Source organism: Burkholderiales bacterium, assembly GCA_035560005.1.
GTDB lineage: Bacteria > Pseudomonadota > Gammaproteobacteria > Burkholderiales > Eutrophovitaceae > DASRFY01.
The window spans coordinates 12,795-29,311 of record DATMAN010000010.1 but is presented as its reverse complement, the minus strand read 5'-3'; the positions used below and the strand labels follow the sequence as shown (position 1 = coordinate 29,311).

The window sequence follows — 16,517 nt, the reverse complement described above, 5'->3', positions numbered from 1 at the left end:
GCACCCATGGAGAGCGCACCTGACCAGCGCATCAACACAGACCGCAAGCTTCCCCCGAATTGGTTCACACCGACATTTCAAGCGGCCAGCGTTGTGCTGGGTCTCGCTGTGGCGTCGTTGGGTTTTGACCTCACTCTTCTGATGAACAAGAAATTCGCGCCGGTCGGGTGGCAGAAGCGCGTCTTTGGATTGGCTTTGCTGGCACTCTTGGTGTCCTTTGGTTTCGGCGTTTGATGCGTTCTCGCCGCTGCCAGGAATCGTCTGAGGAAAAAACCCGCCCTCCGCGACAACGCCACTGCTGAACTGAAGGGGCGCTCGGAGCCAGTGGATGAGAAGGTCATCTGTGCCGTAGCGTTCCAGAGGGTAAGCTAGAATCCGCCCATGCTCGACCTCCCGGCCTGGCTGATCCTTTCCCTGACATCGGTCCTCATCTCGCTGATCGCGGTGATCATGATGGCCGTGCTGCTCAGCCGCACGCGCGCGACCCCGGACGCGATGGCGCGCGGGCTCGAGGACAAGCACCTCGCGATGGTGAGGGACCTCAATGCAGGGCTCAACGCGCTCGGGGACCGCCTGACCAGCGCGCAGAGCGAGACCCTCGAACGGCTTCGAACGACGCTGACCCAGGAACTGACCCAGGCCCGTTCGACCATGGGCGCGCTCCAGGTCAAGCAGGTGGAAGAGCTTTCCGCCAACCGTGAAACCCTGACGAGGCGGCTGGGCGAGCTGAGCGCGGATCTGCAGAGCAAGCACGACCAGCTTCGCGCCGAAGTGCTGACCAAGATCCTGGAGAAGCTCGCCGAGCAGAACCGGGCCGAGCAGGAACTGATCCAGAGCACGCTGCGCCACGTGGCCGCGCAGCTCGCCGCGTCGCTGGAACTTCTCACCAGAACCACCGACTCGAAGCTTGAGCAGATTTCCGGCAAGGTGCACGAGCGCCTCGAGGAAGGCTTCCGGAAGACCAACGAGACCTTCGTCAACGTGATGGCGCGGCTTGCGACCATCGACGAGGCGCAACGGAAGATCGACGGGCTGACCAGCAACGTGGTGACCCTGCAGGAGCTGCTGGGCGACAAGCGCTCGCGCGGCGCATTCGGCGAGGTGCAGCTCGAATCCCTGGTGCGCAACATGCTCCCGCCCTCGGCGTATGAGTTCCAGCACACCCTGTCCAACGGCAACCGCGCCGACTGCGTGCTGCTGCTCCCGGAGCCCACCGGGCTGGTCGCCGTGGATGCCAAGTTTCCGCTGGAGAACTATCACCGCATGTTCGACTACGATGCTGGCGAGGGCGAGCGGTTGCAGGCGCAACGCGACTTCCGTGCCGACATCAGGCGTCACGTCGAAGACATCGCGGACAAGTACATCATTCCCGGAGAGACTTCCGACGGTGCGATGATGTTCGTGCCGGCCGAGGCCGTGTTCGCGGAGATCCACGCCTACCACAGGGAAGTGGTGGACTACGCGATGCAGCGCCGGGTGTGGATCGTTTCGCCGACCACCATGATGGCCGTGCTCAATACCGCGCGCGCGGTCTTGAAGGATGTCGAGACGCGCAGGCAGGTGCACATCATCAAGGACGAGCTGGGCAAGCTCGGCAGGGAGTTCGCCCGCTTCGACCAGCGCATGAAGCGGCTGGCCGACCATATCCGTCAGGCCCATGAGGACGCCGAGCAGGTGCGCGTCACCAGCGACAAGATCACCCGGCGCTTCGAGCAGATCGAGCGGGTGGAGCTCGAACACCTGTCGGAAGTGGAGCAGCTCGAGCGGGAGCTGCTCGAGTCGCCGCCGGAGGAACCCCAGAGCTGATGTTCGGCCTTCTCCGCAGCTGGCGCAGGAACCGCGTTCTGAAGCGCAGCTCGCTGGACCAGGCGCTGTGGGAGCGGGTTGCCGGGCGCTTCGCGTTCGTGCAGCGCCTGACCGACGAGGAGCGCGAGCGGCTGCGCAACCTGGTGATTCTGTTCCTGCACGAGAAGCAGATCTCCGCCGCCGGCGGTCTGGCGCTCACCGACGAGATGCGCCTCGGTATCGCCATCCAAGCCTGCATCCTCGTTCTGAATCTCGGGCTCGATTCCTACGAAGGCTGGGTCGAGATCATCGTCTACCCGGACGAATTCGTCCCGCGTCACGAATTTCGCAACGAGCACGGTCTCATCGAGATCGACGACACGCCCTACGCCGGACAGGCGTGGCTGCGGGGGCCGGTCATCCTGTCCTGGGCCGATGTGGAATACGCCTGGGAGGGCGACGGCGCCAACGTCGTGATCCACGAATTCGCCCACAAGCTCGACATGCTCAACGGGGAGGCCAACGGCTTCCCGCCGCTGCATGCCGGCATGAGACGGGAGGACTGGACCGCGGCATTCACGACCGCCTACGAGGACTTTTCCAGGCGCGTGGCGGCCGGCGAGCACACCGAGATCGATCCCTACGCGGCGGAATCGCCGGGAGAGTTCTTCGCGGTCCTCTCCGAAGCCTTCTTCGAGATCCCCGACCTGGTCAGGGAAACCTATCCGGCCGTCTACCGGCAGCTTGCGCTGTTCTACCGGCAGGATCCCGCCTCGCGCGAGCTGCCGCGCGAGTTCAGACTCAGGAAGGCCTCGTGAAACGGTGGCGGGCGGCGGCGGGCGTGCTGCTTTTCTGGTTCTGTGCCGTGCCCACGCCCGCGCAGCAGCAAGTGCTGGAAGTCATCGAACTGCGCTACCGCAGCGCCGCGGATGTGATCCCGGTGTTGCAGCCGTTGCTCGCTCCCGGCGCAACGATCACCGGCATGCAAAACAAGCTGGTGGTCAGGACCACGCCGGAGAACTTGGCCGAGCTGCGCACCGTGCTCGAGACGGTGGACGGCCTGCCCAAGCGGCTCGTGATCTCGGTCAGGCAGGAAGAATCGGCGCTGCGATCCGGGACGGATCTCGAAGCGCAGGGCCGGATCGGCACGGGTCCGGATGAGGTGCGCGGCAGAGCGCAGAGCACGCGCTCGGACCATGCCGGACGCGCGACCCAGACCGTGCAGGTCCTGGAGGGCAACGCGGCGTTCATCCGCCTGGGTGCATCGGTCCCGGTGCGCAGCCGCCAGAGCACGATCGGCCCCGGCGGCGTGGTGCGGGAAACCGAGACCCTCCAGTACCGCGATGTCGATACCGGCTTCTACGCGCAGCCGCGCGTGCACGCCGATCGGGTCACGATCCAGCTCGCGACCCGACGCGATGCCGTGGCGGACGATCGGCACGGCATCGTGCGGATCCAGCGGGTCGAGTCGGTGGTCTCGGGGAGACTGGGCGAGTGGATCGAAGTCGGCGGCGTTCTGCAGGACGAGGACCGCAAGGAGTCCGGAGCCGTCTATTACCGCAGCCGCACGGACGCGGAGCGGCGGCGGATCTTTGTCAAGGTCGATCGCCTTCCTTGAAAGCCACACACTGGCACCTGGCGTTGCTGGGCTCGTTCCTCGCGATCCTGGCCTGGTCCGGCTACAAGCCAAAAGATCCGTTCGTCTGGTTCCTGGAAGTGCTGCCCGCGATCATCGGGGCGATCGTGCTGGTGGCGATCTACCCGCGCGTCAAGCTGACGATGCTGCTGTACTGCCTGATCTGGCTGCACGCTCTGGTGTTGATGGTGGGCGGGCACTGGACCTACTCCGAGATGCCGCTGTTCAGCCTGCTGCGCGACGAGTTCGGCCTGGCGCGCAACTATTACGACCGGGTCGGGCACGTCATGCAGGGCTTCGTGCCCGCGATGATTGCGCGCGAAGTCCTGATCCGCAACGCGGTGGTTCGCGGAGCGGGGTGGTTGTTCTTTCTCGTCTGCTGTATCGCGCTCGCGATCTCGGCCTTCTACGAGTTCATCGAGTGGTGGGTTGCGGTCGCCTCCGGTACCGCGGCGGAGGCGTTCCTGGCCACGCAGGGCGACGTCTGGGACACGCAGTGGGACATGTTCCTGGCGCTGTGCGGTGCGATCGCGGCGCAGGCACTGCTCTCGGGCTGGCACCGGCGGCAGCTCGCGTCCTTGCGCAAGGCGACGCCGGCCGCCTGAACGCGCCGGCGCCCATCAGGGCGTAAGCCGCAACCTCACCGTGCGGTAGAGCCTCCAGAGGGCGAGAGCGCCCGACATCCAGGCCACCGCGCGTCGGCGTTGCAACGCGACGATGAGGGCGACACCGGCCGCAAGCCAGAGCGGCCGGGCTTTCAGGTAGTGCCATGCCGCGATTCCGCGGTCCACCAGCCGCACCGGCCCGCTCAGTGCCCGCAGCCCCGCGGCCAGGTCGTCCCTTTGCCGGGCGGCGAGCGCGACCAGTTGCGCTCGCCTGGCCTGCAGGTGTCGAAGGCGCGCGGAGATCATCGGTCGGTGGCCAGCGCTTCGCGGTCTTTCTGCAGTTCGCCCAGCGTGACCGCGAACAGGCGCGGACGCGCGCGCGCCCTGGCGACCAGCACGGCGACGAGCGCGGCTCCGGCCGCCAGAAAGAGCACGCACAGGCCGCCGATCGCCGCGATGCGGTAGGTATCCCACAGCAGCACGACGACGAAGGCGACGGCCAGCATGACCGCGATCGCCAGGCAGAAGCCGGCGGCCACAGCGAGGAGCAGCAACTGCTGAAAGCGCAGCCGCTGCTCCTCGAACTCCCCGGAAATGATTTCCAGCCGCGCCTGCAGCAGCCCGATCAAGGTGGTCCCGAGGCTGCGCAGGGAATGCAGCAAGCCCCCGCTGTGCGACGAGGTCTGCGCCATGCGTCAGCGGTTGCGGCCGATGAGCATTCCGATGACGATTCCAACGGCCGCGGCGATGCCCGCGGTCTGCCACGGGTGCTGGTGCACATAGGCGTCGGTGGCGCGTGCGGCCACTCTGGCCTTCTCCATCGCAGCCGCTTCGATCTCCTGAAGCTCTTCCTTGGCATTGCGCAGGCTTTCCTGGATGCGGCCGCGTGCGGCGGTCACCTTCTCTCCCGCCTGATTCGCGGTCGCCTGCAGGAGCTCCTCCGCGTCGCGGATGACGGCCTTGAAATCGGCTACCAGCTTGTCTTTCGGGGTGTTCACATCGGCGTCCATTGCAGACCTCCTTGTCTGAAAGAGGAAGGTTCGGATTGCGAACGTCAATTTGCGACATGACAGCGGCCTGTGCTTTGACTTGGGTCAACGGATGGCCAAGAGTCCGTCCACATTGAATCATCATGGCCGGGGTCGGCGCGACCACGACGGGTGCGCGCTGCAAGCCGCCGTGTGGGCCGCGCATCCATTACGACCGCACCGGTCGCGCAAGGGTTCCGCTTCGCGGCGAACGGCCGTATGGCCAAGATCCGGGGAGCGGGCGCCGACCGAGTGAAAACCGTCTGGTCATGGCACATCATCGCCGCGGATGGCGCGTGGGAGAAACGCCTGCTCGACTACGGTGCCCGGCACAAGGCGGTGTCCGATGTCGCTTACATTCCGCCGTTTCGGGTCGTCGAGATGCTGGCTGCCGCGATCCAGCAAACGCAGTCGACTGATCCGCTGAAGATCGGCCGTGCGCTGGAGGGCATGTCATGCGACGGGCCGACCGGAAGGTCGTGGATGCGCGCCGAAGACCACCTGAGCTCGCCTTCGGATCTCGCTCTCCGAGCGCGGCTAGCGGGCTGCCCGCTCGGCCGCGCGCCACAGATACCAGCTCGCCACGGTCCGGTACGGCGCCCAGCGCCGTCCGTGTTTCTCGAGTGCGCGGGGCGAAGGCAGCGCGCGCCGGCCGAACGCGCTGGCGAACCCTTTGCGGATGGCATAGTCGGCCACCGGCAGGACGTCCGGACGGCCCAGGCGGAACATGAGCAGCATCTGCACAGTCCAGCGGCCCACACCGTGCACCTCGGTCAGCCGTTCGATGATGGCTTCATCGTCCATGCGGCGAATCTCATCCAGCGAAGGGATCTCGCCGGCCACCGTTTTGCGCGCGAGGTCCTTGAGCGCCAGCAGCTTCGCGCGGGAGAGCCCGGCGGCGCGCAGCCTCGCGTCGGGTGCGCGCCGGATCCGCCCGGCGTCCAGCCCCTCGTGCGGACGGGGGAACAAAGCGCACAGGCGCGCGAAGATGGTTGCTGCCACCTTGCCGGTGAGTTGCTGATAGACGATGGCTTCGGCGAGCGCCGTGAAAATGCTCGCTGCGGGCTTGAGCCGCATTTGGAACGGGCCGACCGCGTCGATCAGCCGCCCCAGTACGGGGTCGGCTCGATGCAAATGCCGGAGCGCCGCATCCGGATCGAACCCGAACGCGCTGGCGAACGGCGCAGCGCCGTCGCGGCGCGTGCGCTCGACGGCGAGCAGGCGCAGCTTGGTCGCAACGCCGCCGTTGGCGGAAAAGCCGCCGATTCGGCCGTTCGCCGCCAGCACGCGGTGGCAGGGCACGAGAATCGCGAACGGGTTGCGGCGCAGCGCCTGACCGACTGCACGGGCTGCGCCCGGTGTGCCGAGGCGCAGGGCGAGATCACCGTAGGACAACGTCTCGCCCGGCGGGATGGTGCGTGCGGCTTCGTAAACCCGGCGATGGAACGGCGGCAGGCCAACCATGTCCACCGGGACGCGGGACAGTTCGGCCGGCTCGCCCCGCAGCAACGCGGCGACGGCCTCCAACGCGTGCCGGACTTCCGGCGGCGGAGGCAATTCCTTCGCCTCGGGCGAGTGCTCCAGTATTCTGCTGCGGGTGGCCGACTCGCTGGCTTCGGGCAACTGCAGGGCCACGATGCCGCGCGGTCCCCACGCGATACCGCAACGTCCGATCGCCGTGTCGAACAACCTGAAGCCGTGTGCGCTCATGATCGGCTCGATGCTAGCACCGGCGGCCCTTGGGGCACTCGCGCGGAGCTTGCCGCCGGGCGACGCCTGCCGGCGGCCGTCAGCGCCGGCGCCAGACCTGCCAGCGCTCGGCGCCCTGGAACACCGGAATCGAGTCATCCACCGGCCGCTCTTCCACCTGCTCGAAACCGGGGTCGAGCAGCGCGTGCAGCGCTTGGGGCGAAGTCCCAAAAGGCGGGCCTTTCTCCGTCTCCCTGAAGAAGAAGAATCCCGCCAACTCGCCGCCGGGGCGTAACACTTGCTTCATCCGCGTCGGATACTGTGGCCAGATCCGGGGCGGCAGCGCGCACAGGAAGGCGCGCTCGTAGACCACGTCGTAGGGCTCACCGATATCGAAGTCGAAGAAGTCGGCGAGCTTCACATGATCGGCGAAACAGCCCATCGTGCGGCGTGCTGCATCGACTGCGGCAGGGCTGAAGTCGATGGCCAGAACATCGAAGCCGTTCTCGATCAGGTAGTAGGCCTCGTAGGCCGAGCCGCATCCCGGGATCAGGATCCGGGTTCCGGGCCGCAAGCGCTTCGCGTAGGCACGCAATGCGTCGGGCACGCGCCCGGCATCCCAGGGCGTCGTGTGTTCGCGGTAGCGCGACTCCCAGAATTCCGGTGTGGAAGAGTCTTGCGGCATCGTGAATCGCCGGGCTCAGTGCCGGAGGAACAACGCCTGGCCCGCCGGACGCAGCAGGTAGATTGCAGCCCAAAGCAGCAACGGCAGCACGACGCCCGCCAGCACAAGTTCCAGTCGCGCGCCGGGCGTCAGCCCGTCCGCCTGCACGAGCGCCAAAGTGACGACCGTTGCGATGGACAGGCCGGCGAACTGGAACAGGGCGTAGCAGATCATCAGGATCCGTGCCCAGTTCTTCATCCGCCACAGGCCCACCGTGAGCACGACGTGCACCATGCCCACGATCAGGAAGAGCATTCCGCGCAAGCCGCTCTGCCACGGCCAGGCCGCAAGAAGCCCGATCGCCGCAGCGGCATTGGCGGCGACCATGATCCACACCGCCAGATTAGGTTTCGCTGTCGACATCGATGGTTTTCGCGTTCAGCCGGCGGCTTCGCCGCCTTCCGGCCCGTAGAAGATCACCCAGGTGCAGAAGTCCTCGCTGAACGCCTCGAACCGGTGGGCCACGCCGGCGGGCACGAACAGAACGTCGCCGGGCTGGAACCGATGCCGCTCGGCGCCGTTCACGAACCATCCGGAGCCACGCGCGATCACGTAAACCTCGTCGCGGGTGTGCGCGTTCTGCAGGTCCTGCTCGTGCGGGCGGTACATCTTGACCTGGAGCGTGCCGTGCTCGAAGCAAGAAGCCGACGCAATGCCTTGCTCGATCTTTGACACGGCGAGCAGGGCATCGGACACCGAGACGCGGCGCCTGTCCCCCGAAGTCGTGTAATTCCTCTCCGGCTTCATGCGCGCGCCCTTGCCGTGCCGCCCAGTTCCCGCCACCGAAAGCAGTCCACCGTGTGGTCGTTGACCATCCCTACCGCCTGCATGAAAGCGTACAGGATGGTGCTGCCGACGAACTTGAAGCCGCGGCTCTTCAAGTCCTTGCTCAGCGCGTCGGAAACGGCGCTCGTCGCCGGCACCTGGCGCATTGTCCGCCATCGATTCTGGAGCGGCCTGCCGTCGACGAACCGCCAGAGGTAGGCGTCGAGACTGCCGAATTCTTCCTGCACGGCGAGGCAGGCCCTGGCGTTGAGGATGGCCGCCTGGATCTTCGCGCGGTTGCGGACGATGCCGGGATCGGACAGCAGGCGAGCTGCTTCGCGGGCGCCGAAGCGCGCGACCTTTTCGAGGTCGAACCCGGCGAATGCCCTGCGATAGCCCGCACGCTTGTTGAGGATGGTGGACCAGGACAGGCCGGCCTGGGCACTTTCCAGGATCAGAAACTCGAACAGCACGCGATCGTCGTGCTGCGGCACTCCCCACTCGCGATCGTGATAGGCGAGATAGAGCGCATCGCCGTCGGAAGCCCACTTGCAGCGCCGGAGGTCGGGCATTCGCTGTCGTTCTCCTGCATTCAAAGATCGAGATCCTGCTGCACGGGTGCCGGCGCATACGTCAACCGGCCGCCGATCACTCGGGCGGCGGCGGTATAGGGATGCTCTTCCGTGCCTATCGCATCGACGATGTGCACGACCTTCCATCCGAGCGACTTGAGCGCATCGGCGATCAGACCGCGATGACAGCGGCGCCAGCGGGCTTCGGCGCACATGATTGCCGCCGGCCTCGCGCTGGCGGCGGCCAGAAGATCGGCCAGCGCACTCTGGAAAGCTCCGCTGTCCATGTAGTCGGCGTATCCGCGGAACCCTCGCTCGCGCCATGCGGTGTTCGGCGAATCCGGCCTGGGGTTGCGGCGCCCGCCGAGCCCGGAAATGTGCCGGTAGTCGATGGCGTTCTCCGCCAGCCTGGCTGCCAGTGCCTCTCCGTGAAACTGGGGGTGGCGCCGCGACGCCGGGAAGCGGCGCACGTCGATCAACAGGCGTATCTCGTGTGCCGCGAGCAGGGCGACGAAATCCTCGATGCGGCGAGTGGAGTGGCCGATGGTCCAGACGATCACGGCTTTGCGCGCTCGCCGGTTCAGGCGCGAGTCGTGGTGCGCGGGTGCGCAGGTGTCGCGACCTCGACAACGCGCGTCCAGCCGTAGGGGTCGGGAGCCCGCCCCGACTGGATCGCGGTCAAGGTGTCGAACAGCCGCTGCGCCACCGGCCCAGTCCGCATGGCGTTGACCTCGAATTCCTTGCCGTGGTAGCCGAAGCGTCCAACCGGAGCGATCACCGCACCGGTACCCATCGCGAACACTTCCGTGATCCGGCCGCGTTCGAGGTCGGCGAGCATTTCCGCAACGTCGATGCGGTCCTCGCTCATCCGATAGCCCAGATCGGGCGCCAGCCGCAAGATCGACTCTCGCGTGACGCCGGGAAGAATGCTGCCGGAGAGTGCCGGCGTGCGGATGTGACCGCCTTCGTACACGAAGGCGATGTTCATGGCGCCGCATTCCTCGACGTAACGGCGCTCGACCGCGTCGAGCCACAATACCTGCTGGAAGCCCAGCGTTCTTGCAATCTCGGTGACGTAGATGCTGCCGGCGTAGTTGGCGGTGGTCTTGGCTTCCCCCGTTCCGCCGCGCACGGCGCGCACGTGGTCGTGCGAGATGTAGACCGAGACCGGCTTCAGTCCGCTGCCGAAATACGGACCCACCGGGCTCAGGATGATGTAGTGCAGGAACGAGCGAGCGGCACGGACCTCCAGCGTGGGCTCGGCCGCGATCATGACGGGACGAATGTAGAGCGCTGAACCGGGTTCGCCCGGAATCCATTCGTGCTCGAGCCGGACCAGCGTCTCGATGGCGGCGATGTGCGCTTCGGGATCCACCTGCGGCATCGACATGCGCTCGGCGGAGCGGTTGAAGCGCGCCATGTTGCGGTCGATACGGAAGAAGTTCACGCGGCCGTCGGGCCGCAGATAGGCCTTCGTGCCCTCGAAGATGTTCTGTCCGCTGTGCAGGATCTGCGCCGCGGGGTCGAGGTCGAGCGCGCGATACGGACCGATCGTCGCATCGTGCCAGCCCCTCTTCGCCGTGTAGCGCTGCGTGAACATGCGGTTGGTGAAATGCCTGCCGAAGCCCAGCTCCGCGGGAAGCTGCACCGCGCGCGGTGCGCTCAGCGGTTCGATTCGAATGGACTGACGGGACATGCGTCGCCTCGGCGTTAGAACCCGAGACTCAGTCCGAGCAGCGCCTGCCACTGCACGAAAGTGTCGCTGCGAACCTTTATCTCGCAGGTGCCGGGCAGGTTGCAGAAGATCTGGCTGTCGCTGTCCATCGCGGTGACAAAGGCGCGACCTTCGAAGCGCAAGGCAAGGCGGTCGGTGAGGGGATATTTTGCGCCGACGCCGGCGGATACGGAGAATCGCAGTTCGGAGTCGAGCGCTCCGTTCTCCGGGTCGAAGTGAGTCGCGCCGATGGTCGCCACGAAGTACGGCCGCAACCTGGGCGAGGGCTCGAACAGCACGATGCCGCCGATGTGGTAGTAGCCGACGTTCAGGTCGAACCTCGGTCCCGGCGCCGCGTTGTCCGGTTCCACGCTGGTGGGCTGTCGGCCGAGATAGATCTCGAGCTGCGAATTCGGCTCCCAGGGAAAGTCGAGGATGAGCCCGCCGGCGGCAGAGGATTCGACATCGAGGTCGGCGGAAGTGAGCTGGTCGCGAAAGCCTCCTCCGCCCAGGACGGCTGCGAAGGGCGTGATTTCGGTTCTCTGGTTCTCCTGCGCCTGGGACAGTCCGGGCAGACTCAGGCCCGCCAGCAGGCAGGCGATCAGTGCGTTCTTCATGAAAGCGACCTCTCGTTCCTGGGTGGTTGAGAGCTGCGCAGGTACACGCCTTCGTGCCCGCGCTCAGCCAGTACGCCGGCGCATGTCGATCAGCACCGCTGCGATGCCGAGCGCATAGATCAGCGCCGGTGCCAGGATTCCCGGCAGGCCGACCGGTGCTTCGCGCTCCAGCCAGCGATAGGCGGCGACTCCCAGCACGACGTGCCCGGCGCAGAGCAGCACCTGTCCGGCGATGCCCGGTGCCCCGGTCGGCTCGCGCAGGCTGGCCGGGACCTTCTCCAGCCGCGCCTGAATCCTCGCGAGACAGGAGACGACGAGCATCAGGGAGATCAGCAGCCATGCGCCGGCCGCGTAGCCGGTCCACCGCGGATTGATCCAGCCGACGAATGCCACCACCACGAAGCGCCCGACGAGGTAGAGCAGGGCGGCGATCGCGAGCGCGGTGGCGAGCAGGAAATTGAGCCGGGCGAACATGCTGCGCAATTACATCACGAACGGCGCCAATGGTTCCGGGGCAAAGCCCACGCGGTCGGTTCAGCCGGGCAGGCTCTCGCGGACTTCGTAGTGCGCGGAGCGCGCGTCGAAGCGCGACAGCAGGCGGCGTGCCACCGCCGGCACAACGGCAGTTTCGTAATCGGGGCCGGCGAAGGCTCTCACGGCATCCAGGGAGTCGAACCACATCATGGTGAGGAATTCCACTTCGTCGCCTGCCGCGCGGCGAAAGAGCTGGATGCCGCGGTAACCGGCGATGCCTCGGGCCTGGATTGCCGGAAAGACCGTCGTCCGAAGCAGCTCTTCGTAGGCGTCCGCATCGGCCGGGGCGGTCCAGCCGTGCCACACGCGGCTGATCATGTCCGGCCCCTTGAATCCGTTCTGGCGAGAAAGCCGAGCAGCGTGCCGTTGAATACCGCCGGGTTTCGCATCGGCGCGTCGTGATTGGTACCCGGAATGACCGCCAGCACCGCATTGGGCATGCACGCCGTGAGCCGCTCGCTGATCATCCGATAGTGCGTCTGCGCGGCCTCGCCGTGCGTGACCAGAGTCGGTACGCGGATCGCGCGCACGCTCTCGCAGGTGATTGCGGGGGGCGGCGGGGCCGTGAGCGCCAGGCTCATCGTGCGGGCGTTGTCCAGCACCATGCGACGAAACGGCGCGGGTTGGGCGTCGAATCCCTCCGGTGGCAACGCATACAACGCCTCGGTGAACAGTTTGGCTGCGCGCACCGTGTCGCCTGCCTTTGCCGCCGCCGCCGCCGGCACCACAGAACGGCTGAATTCGGCCCAGGCCTGCCGGCCTTCCGGCGTGTCGGCGATCAGCGAGCGGATGCCGGGTTCGTGCAGCGTCAGGCTGCGCACCAGTTCCGGGTGCGATCGGGCGACCAGCAGGGCCGTCAGACCGCCGTACGACCAGCCGACCAGGTGCACGGGGCCCGCATTCAAGGACTGGATGAATGCGGCCAGGTCGGCTGCGTGCGCTTCCTGGGAGAAATCCCTGCCGCTACCCGGCCAGCGGCCGGTTCCGAAGTAGCGTTGCGTGAAGGCGATGTACCGGTAACGCTGTGCCACGGCCAGACGCTGCGCTTCCCACGCCCGCAGATCGCTGAGCGAGCCGTGGACGAAGACAACTGGAGCGCCCCGTCCCTGGTCCACATAGGTCAGCTTCACGCCGTTGACCGCGACCTGACGGGTCGGAATCCCGGCAACGCTGTGCACCGGCGGCGCCGTCTGGCAGGCCGCGACGAGCAACGCGGTGGCGATCGGCCAGAATCTCAATGGCAGTGTACTCATGCGCTATTACCGAAGGGTTCGCGGCTTCCGGCGCCGGCGAGGTCTCGCACGGTTGCAAGCTTACCGCACCGAGCGGTCATTCAAGGACGGGGAAGCGAGCTTCGCGAACGAAAACCGGGATCGAAAGCGGTCAATGAAAATCGCGCGACCGGGTGAGCAGATCGCCCAGGAAGTGAGAGTAGTCGAGGATGCGGCCCGCGACCAGATGCACGACTTCGCCTTCGCGCTGGACGTGGCCGTGCACCGCCATCAGGCGCGCGCCCAGAAGGGGGCGGTGCTGTGCTTCGACCGTGCGGCCCCAGACCACGACGTTGATGAAGCCGGTTTCGTCCTCCAGGGTAACGAACACCACGCCGCTGGCGGTGCCGGGTCTTTGCCGGCAGGTGACGATGCCGGCGGCGCGGACCGGCGCGCCGTCCGGCGCGCGGCGCAGCTCGGCGGCCGTGAGCAGGCGCAGGCGAGTCAGTCGCGGACGCAGCAGCGCCAGCGGATGGCGGCCGAGGGTCAGCCCCAGGCTCGCGTAGTCGGCGACGATGTCTTCGCCTTCGCTCGCTGCGGGCAGCTCGACCGGGGTTTCATGGATTGGCGCGTGGGCGAGCAGCGGTGGTCCGGGTTCGATGACCGAGACCCTCCACGCCGCGTTGCGGCGATGGCCGGTTGCACGGGAGAACGCATTGGCTGCCGCCAGGCAGTCCCTGTCCCGGCGCGAAAGCCGGGCCGCGACCAGCAATTCCTCGACCGATGCGAAATTGCCGCCCGCGCGCGCCTCGATCAGGCGCTTCGCCCCGGCTTCCGACAGTCCGTTGACCATGCGCAAGCCGAGCCTTATTGCCGGGGATGAGGCGGCGCGCAGTGACGGGTGAGGAGGCTGCGGGCGCCGATTCGACGCAGTCGTTTCATTTTTGTCTGCGCCCTGCGGGTTCTCTGTGCCGCTGCATCGGGATTGCTGATTTTCGCCTGGTGTCCAGTACTCGGTGCTCGGAACCGCCTCCTCCAGCGTGCAATCCCACTGGCTGGCAAACACGTCCACCGGCCTGACTTCCACGCCGTGCTCGCGCGCGTCGCGCACGAGTTGCGCGGGCGCGTAGAAGCCCATCGGCTGGCTGTTGAGCAGCGCCGCGGTGAACGCCGCCGGCTCGTAGCGCTTGAGCCACGCGGACACGTAGACCAGCAGCGCGAAACTCGCCGCGTGCGACTCCGGAAAACCGTACTCGCCGAAGCCCTGGATCTGGCGGAAGATGCGCTCGGCGAACTCGGACGAATAGCCGCGGCCGAGCATGCCCGCCTTGAGCCTGGCCTCGAATTTCTCCAGCCCGCCCTTGCGCCGCCACGTCGCCATCGAGCGGCGCAGCTGGTCGGCTTCTCCGGGCGTGAAGCCCGCCGCGACGATGGCCAGTTGCATGACCTGCTCCTGGAAGATCGGCACGCCGAGCGTGCGTTCCAGGACTTTCTTGATGGCCTCCGAGGGGTAGGTCACCGGTTCCAGTCCCTGCCGCCGGCGCAGATAGGGATGCACCATCCCGCCCTGGATCGGGCCGGGGCGCACGATCGCCACCTCGATCACCAGGTCGTAGAAATTCTTCGGCTTCAAGCGCGGCAGCATCGACATCTGCGCGCGCGATTCGATCTGGAACACGCCCACGGTGTCGGCGCGGCCGATCATTTCGTAGACCGCCGGATCCTCCGGCGGGATGTCCGCGAGGGTGAACGGCCTGCCGCGCAGATGGCCGACCGTGTCGAGCGCGCGGCGAATCGCGGTCAGCATGCCCAGTGCGAGCACGTCCACCTTCAGCAGACCGAGCGCGTCGAGGTCGTCCTTGTCCCACTGGAGGACCGTGCGGTTTTCCATCGCCGCGTTCTCGATCGGCACGAGCCGGGAGAGCGGCCCGCGGGAGACGACGAAGCCGCCGACATGCTGGGACAGGTGGCGCGGAAATCCGATCAGCGTGTCGGTGAGCCGCAGGAGCCGCTCGATTACGGGAGATTCGGGATCGAACCCGGTCTCGCGCAGGCGTTGCCCGCGCCGGTCGTGCCGGTCCCACCAGGCGAAGTTCTTCGCGATGCGGTCCACCTGGTCGAGGTCGAGCCCCAGCGCCTTGCCCGCGTCGCGCAAGGCGCTCTTCGGCTGATAAGTGATGACCGTGGCCGCGAGCGCCGCGCGGTCGCGACCGTATTTGCGGTAGATGTACTGGATGACCTCTTCGCGGCGCTCGTGCTCGAAATCGACGTCGATGTCCGGTGGCTCGTTGCGTTCCCTGGAGACGAAGCGCTCGAACAGCATCTCCATGCGCGAGGGGTCGACTTCGGTGATCCCGAGCGCGTAGCACACCGCGGAGTTGGCGGCGCTGCCTCGCCCCTGGCACAGAATACCCCGGCTGCGCGCGAACCGCACCACGTCGTATACCGTGAGGAAGTAGGGTTCGTAGCCGAGTTCGGCGATCAGCGCGAGTTCGTGCTCGACGAGCGCGCGGACTCTGGCCGGTATCGGGTCTGGAGTGAGGGGTGAAGAGTCAGGCGTGAGGGATGAGGAGTGACGAGCGGCGAGTGACGAGTGAGGTGCAGGCGCTTCGGTGCGTGGATTGGATGCATCCATTGTTCCGTTCCCGCATTTGTCGGCGTCTTCTGCGTGCGTGCACCGAGACTCTCGACGCTCACCCGGCATCCGAGCGCCCCCGAAGCGCCATCTCAACCCTTCCTCGGTCAGGCGCCGCAGACAGGAAGTCGGCGTCTCGCCCGCGGGGACGATTTCCTCCGGGTATTCGTAACGCAGGCTGTTCAGCGAAAACTCGCACAGCCCGGCGATGTGCACCGTTTCTTCGAGCAGCGCGCGGGGATAGAGGCGTGCCAGCGTTTCGCGCCGGCGCAGGTGGCGTTCCCCGTTGGGATGCAGGCCGTAGCCGACTTTCGCCACCGGCACCCCGAGGCGGATCGCGGTCAGCGTGTCCTGCAGCAGGCGGCGGCCGCGAACATGCATGTGCACGTCACCCGCGGCCACGCAGGGCAGGCCAAGCTTCGCGCCCAGAGCCTGAAGCCGTTCGAGCCACGCGCGGTCGCTGGCGCGTGCCAGCAGTTCGACGGCGATCCACAGCCGGCCGGGAAAGCGCGACGCGAGCCAGCGCGCCGCCGCTTCGTCGGGTTCGCCCTCCGGCAGCCAGAGCGCGAGACAGTGCGTGAGGCCGTTCTCGAAATCGGCGCGCGTGAGCCGGTAGCGGCCTTTGTCCGCGGCGCGCCGGCCGCGGGTGATCAGTGCGCAAAGATCCCCGTAGCCTTCGCGGTCGCGGGCGAGCAGGACGAGTCCGATCTCGTTCTGGTTCCCTGCGCCATGCCCGGAGGGTATCGACGGCGCGGCGATGCGCAGCTCGGAGCCGACGATCAGCTTGAGCCCGTATTGCCCGGCGGCTACGTGCGCGCGCACCACGCCGGCCAGGGAACATTCGTCGGTGATCGCGAGTGCGCTGTAACCCAGCTCGGCCGCGCGCCCGACCAGCTCGTGCGGGTGCGAGGCCCCGCGCAGGAAAGTGAAGTTGCTGATGCAGTGCAGCTCGGCGTAGGAAGGAAGCATGCTTGCACGCGGGCCGGCCCGTGCCTTATAACC

General features: G+C 67.0%; 20 protein-coding genes. 5 read left to right on the top strand and 15 right to left on the bottom strand.

Annotated features, from left to right (window positions below; translation table 11 throughout):
- From VNM24_01140 to VNM24_01120, 5 genes are all read left to right on the top strand, one after another.
- Positions 1-234: hypothetical protein (locus VNM24_01140; protein HWQ37204.1), on the top strand; the 234-nt coding region annotated here is incomplete at its 5' end.
- A 147-nt stretch (positions 235-381) separates the two neighbouring features.
- Entirely contained in the window at positions 382-1,806 is a 1,425-nt protein-coding gene (gene rmuC / locus VNM24_01135; GenBank protein HWQ37203.1) for a DNA recombination protein RmuC, read from the top strand.
- Positions 1,806-2,603, top strand: coding sequence for a M90 family metallopeptidase (locus VNM24_01130; GenBank protein HWQ37202.1), 798 nt, complete (start codon positions 1,806-1,808; stop codon positions 2,601-2,603). Before rmuC ends, VNM24_01130 begins: the two co-directional genes overlap by 1 nt.
- The gene (locus tag VNM24_01125) at positions 2,600-3,403 is read left to right on the top strand and encodes a secretin N-terminal domain-containing protein (protein ID HWQ37201.1); all 804 of its coding nucleotides are present in this window, start codon (positions 2,600-2,602) and stop codon (positions 3,401-3,403) included. Before VNM24_01130 ends, VNM24_01125 begins: the two co-directional genes overlap by 4 nt.
- Positions 3,400-4,026, top strand: coding sequence for a DUF2238 domain-containing protein (locus VNM24_01120; protein ID HWQ37200.1), 627 nt, complete (start codon positions 3,400-3,402; stop codon positions 4,024-4,026). Before VNM24_01125 ends, VNM24_01120 begins: the two co-directional genes overlap by 4 nt.
- A 15-nt stretch (positions 4,027-4,041) precedes the next feature.
- Here the strand turns inward: VNM24_01120 and VNM24_01115 are convergent, their stop codons facing one another.
- From VNM24_01115 to VNM24_01045, 15 genes are all read right to left on the bottom strand, one after another.
- Complete coding sequence (locus VNM24_01115) at positions 4,042-4,332, bottom strand: YqjK family protein (GenBank protein ID HWQ37199.1); 291 nt, start codon at positions 4,330-4,332, stop codon at positions 4,042-4,044.
- Positions 4,329-4,718, bottom strand: a complete 390-nt coding sequence (locus tag VNM24_01110) for a phage holin family protein (protein HWQ37198.1) — start codon at positions 4,716-4,718, stop codon at positions 4,329-4,331. The genes VNM24_01115 and VNM24_01110 overlap by 4 nt, the downstream gene beginning before the upstream one ends.
- Positions 4,719-4,721: 3 nt before the next feature.
- Complete coding sequence (locus tag VNM24_01105; GenBank protein HWQ37197.1) at positions 4,722-5,036, bottom strand: DUF883 family protein; 315 nt, start codon at positions 5,034-5,036, stop codon at positions 4,722-4,724.
- 555 nt (positions 5,037-5,591) lie between these two features.
- Positions 5,592-6,689, bottom strand: a complete 1,098-nt coding sequence (locus tag VNM24_01100) for a methylated-DNA--[protein]-cysteine S-methyltransferase (protein ID HWQ37196.1) — start codon at positions 6,687-6,689, stop codon at positions 5,592-5,594.
- Positions 6,690-6,843: 154 nt separating this feature from the next.
- Positions 6,844-7,428: a methyltransferase gene (locus VNM24_01095; GenBank protein ID HWQ37195.1), complete on the bottom strand. Its 585-nt coding sequence runs from the start codon at positions 7,426-7,428 to the stop codon at positions 6,844-6,846.
- Between the two features lie 15 nt (positions 7,429-7,443).
- Positions 7,444-7,830 carry a hypothetical protein gene (locus VNM24_01090; protein ID HWQ37194.1) on the bottom strand — a complete coding sequence of 129 codons (387 nt, stop codon included), beginning with the start codon at positions 7,828-7,830 and terminating at the stop codon, positions 7,444-7,446.
- A gap of 15 nt (positions 7,831-7,845) precedes the next feature.
- Complete coding sequence (locus tag VNM24_01085) at positions 7,846-8,214, bottom strand: cupin domain-containing protein (GenBank protein ID HWQ37193.1); 369 nt, start codon at positions 8,212-8,214, stop codon at positions 7,846-7,848.
- Positions 8,211-8,804: a DNA-3-methyladenine glycosylase I gene (locus tag VNM24_01080; protein HWQ37192.1), complete on the bottom strand. Its 594-nt coding sequence runs from the start codon at positions 8,802-8,804 to the stop codon at positions 8,211-8,213. The genes VNM24_01085 and VNM24_01080 overlap by 4 nt, the downstream gene beginning before the upstream one ends.
- Before the next feature lie 20 nt (positions 8,805-8,824).
- Entirely contained in the window at positions 8,825-9,364 is a 540-nt protein-coding gene (locus tag VNM24_01075) for a DUF488 domain-containing protein (protein ID HWQ37191.1), read from the bottom strand.
- A gap of 20 nt (positions 9,365-9,384) precedes the next feature.
- Positions 9,385-10,500 (bottom strand): branched-chain amino acid aminotransferase, encoded by a 1,116-nt coding sequence (locus VNM24_01070; GenBank protein ID HWQ37190.1) that lies wholly within the window; start codon positions 10,498-10,500, stop codon positions 9,385-9,387.
- Positions 10,501-10,514: 14 nt separating this feature from the next.
- On the bottom strand, positions 10,515-11,135 hold the full coding sequence (locus VNM24_01065) for an outer membrane beta-barrel protein (protein HWQ37189.1): 621 nt from the start codon (positions 11,133-11,135) through the stop codon (positions 10,515-10,517).
- 63 nt (positions 11,136-11,198) lie between these two features.
- A complete protein-coding gene (locus tag VNM24_01060; GenBank protein HWQ37188.1) occupies positions 11,199-11,609 on the bottom strand; it encodes a hypothetical protein in 411 nt (136 codons plus the stop codon).
- Between the two features lie 60 nt (positions 11,610-11,669).
- Positions 11,670-11,987 (bottom strand): hypothetical protein, encoded by a 318-nt coding sequence (locus VNM24_01055; GenBank protein HWQ37187.1) that lies wholly within the window; start codon positions 11,985-11,987, stop codon positions 11,670-11,672.
- Complete coding sequence (locus tag VNM24_01050; protein ID HWQ37186.1) at positions 11,984-12,922, bottom strand: alpha/beta hydrolase; 939 nt, start codon at positions 12,920-12,922, stop codon at positions 11,984-11,986. The genes VNM24_01055 and VNM24_01050 overlap by 4 nt, the downstream gene beginning before the upstream one ends.
- 130 nt (positions 12,923-13,052) lie before the next feature.
- Complete coding sequence (locus VNM24_01045) at positions 13,053-16,484, bottom strand: error-prone DNA polymerase (GenBank protein ID HWQ37185.1); 3,432 nt, start codon at positions 16,482-16,484, stop codon at positions 13,053-13,055.
- Positions 16,485-16,517 lie beyond the last annotated feature (33 nt).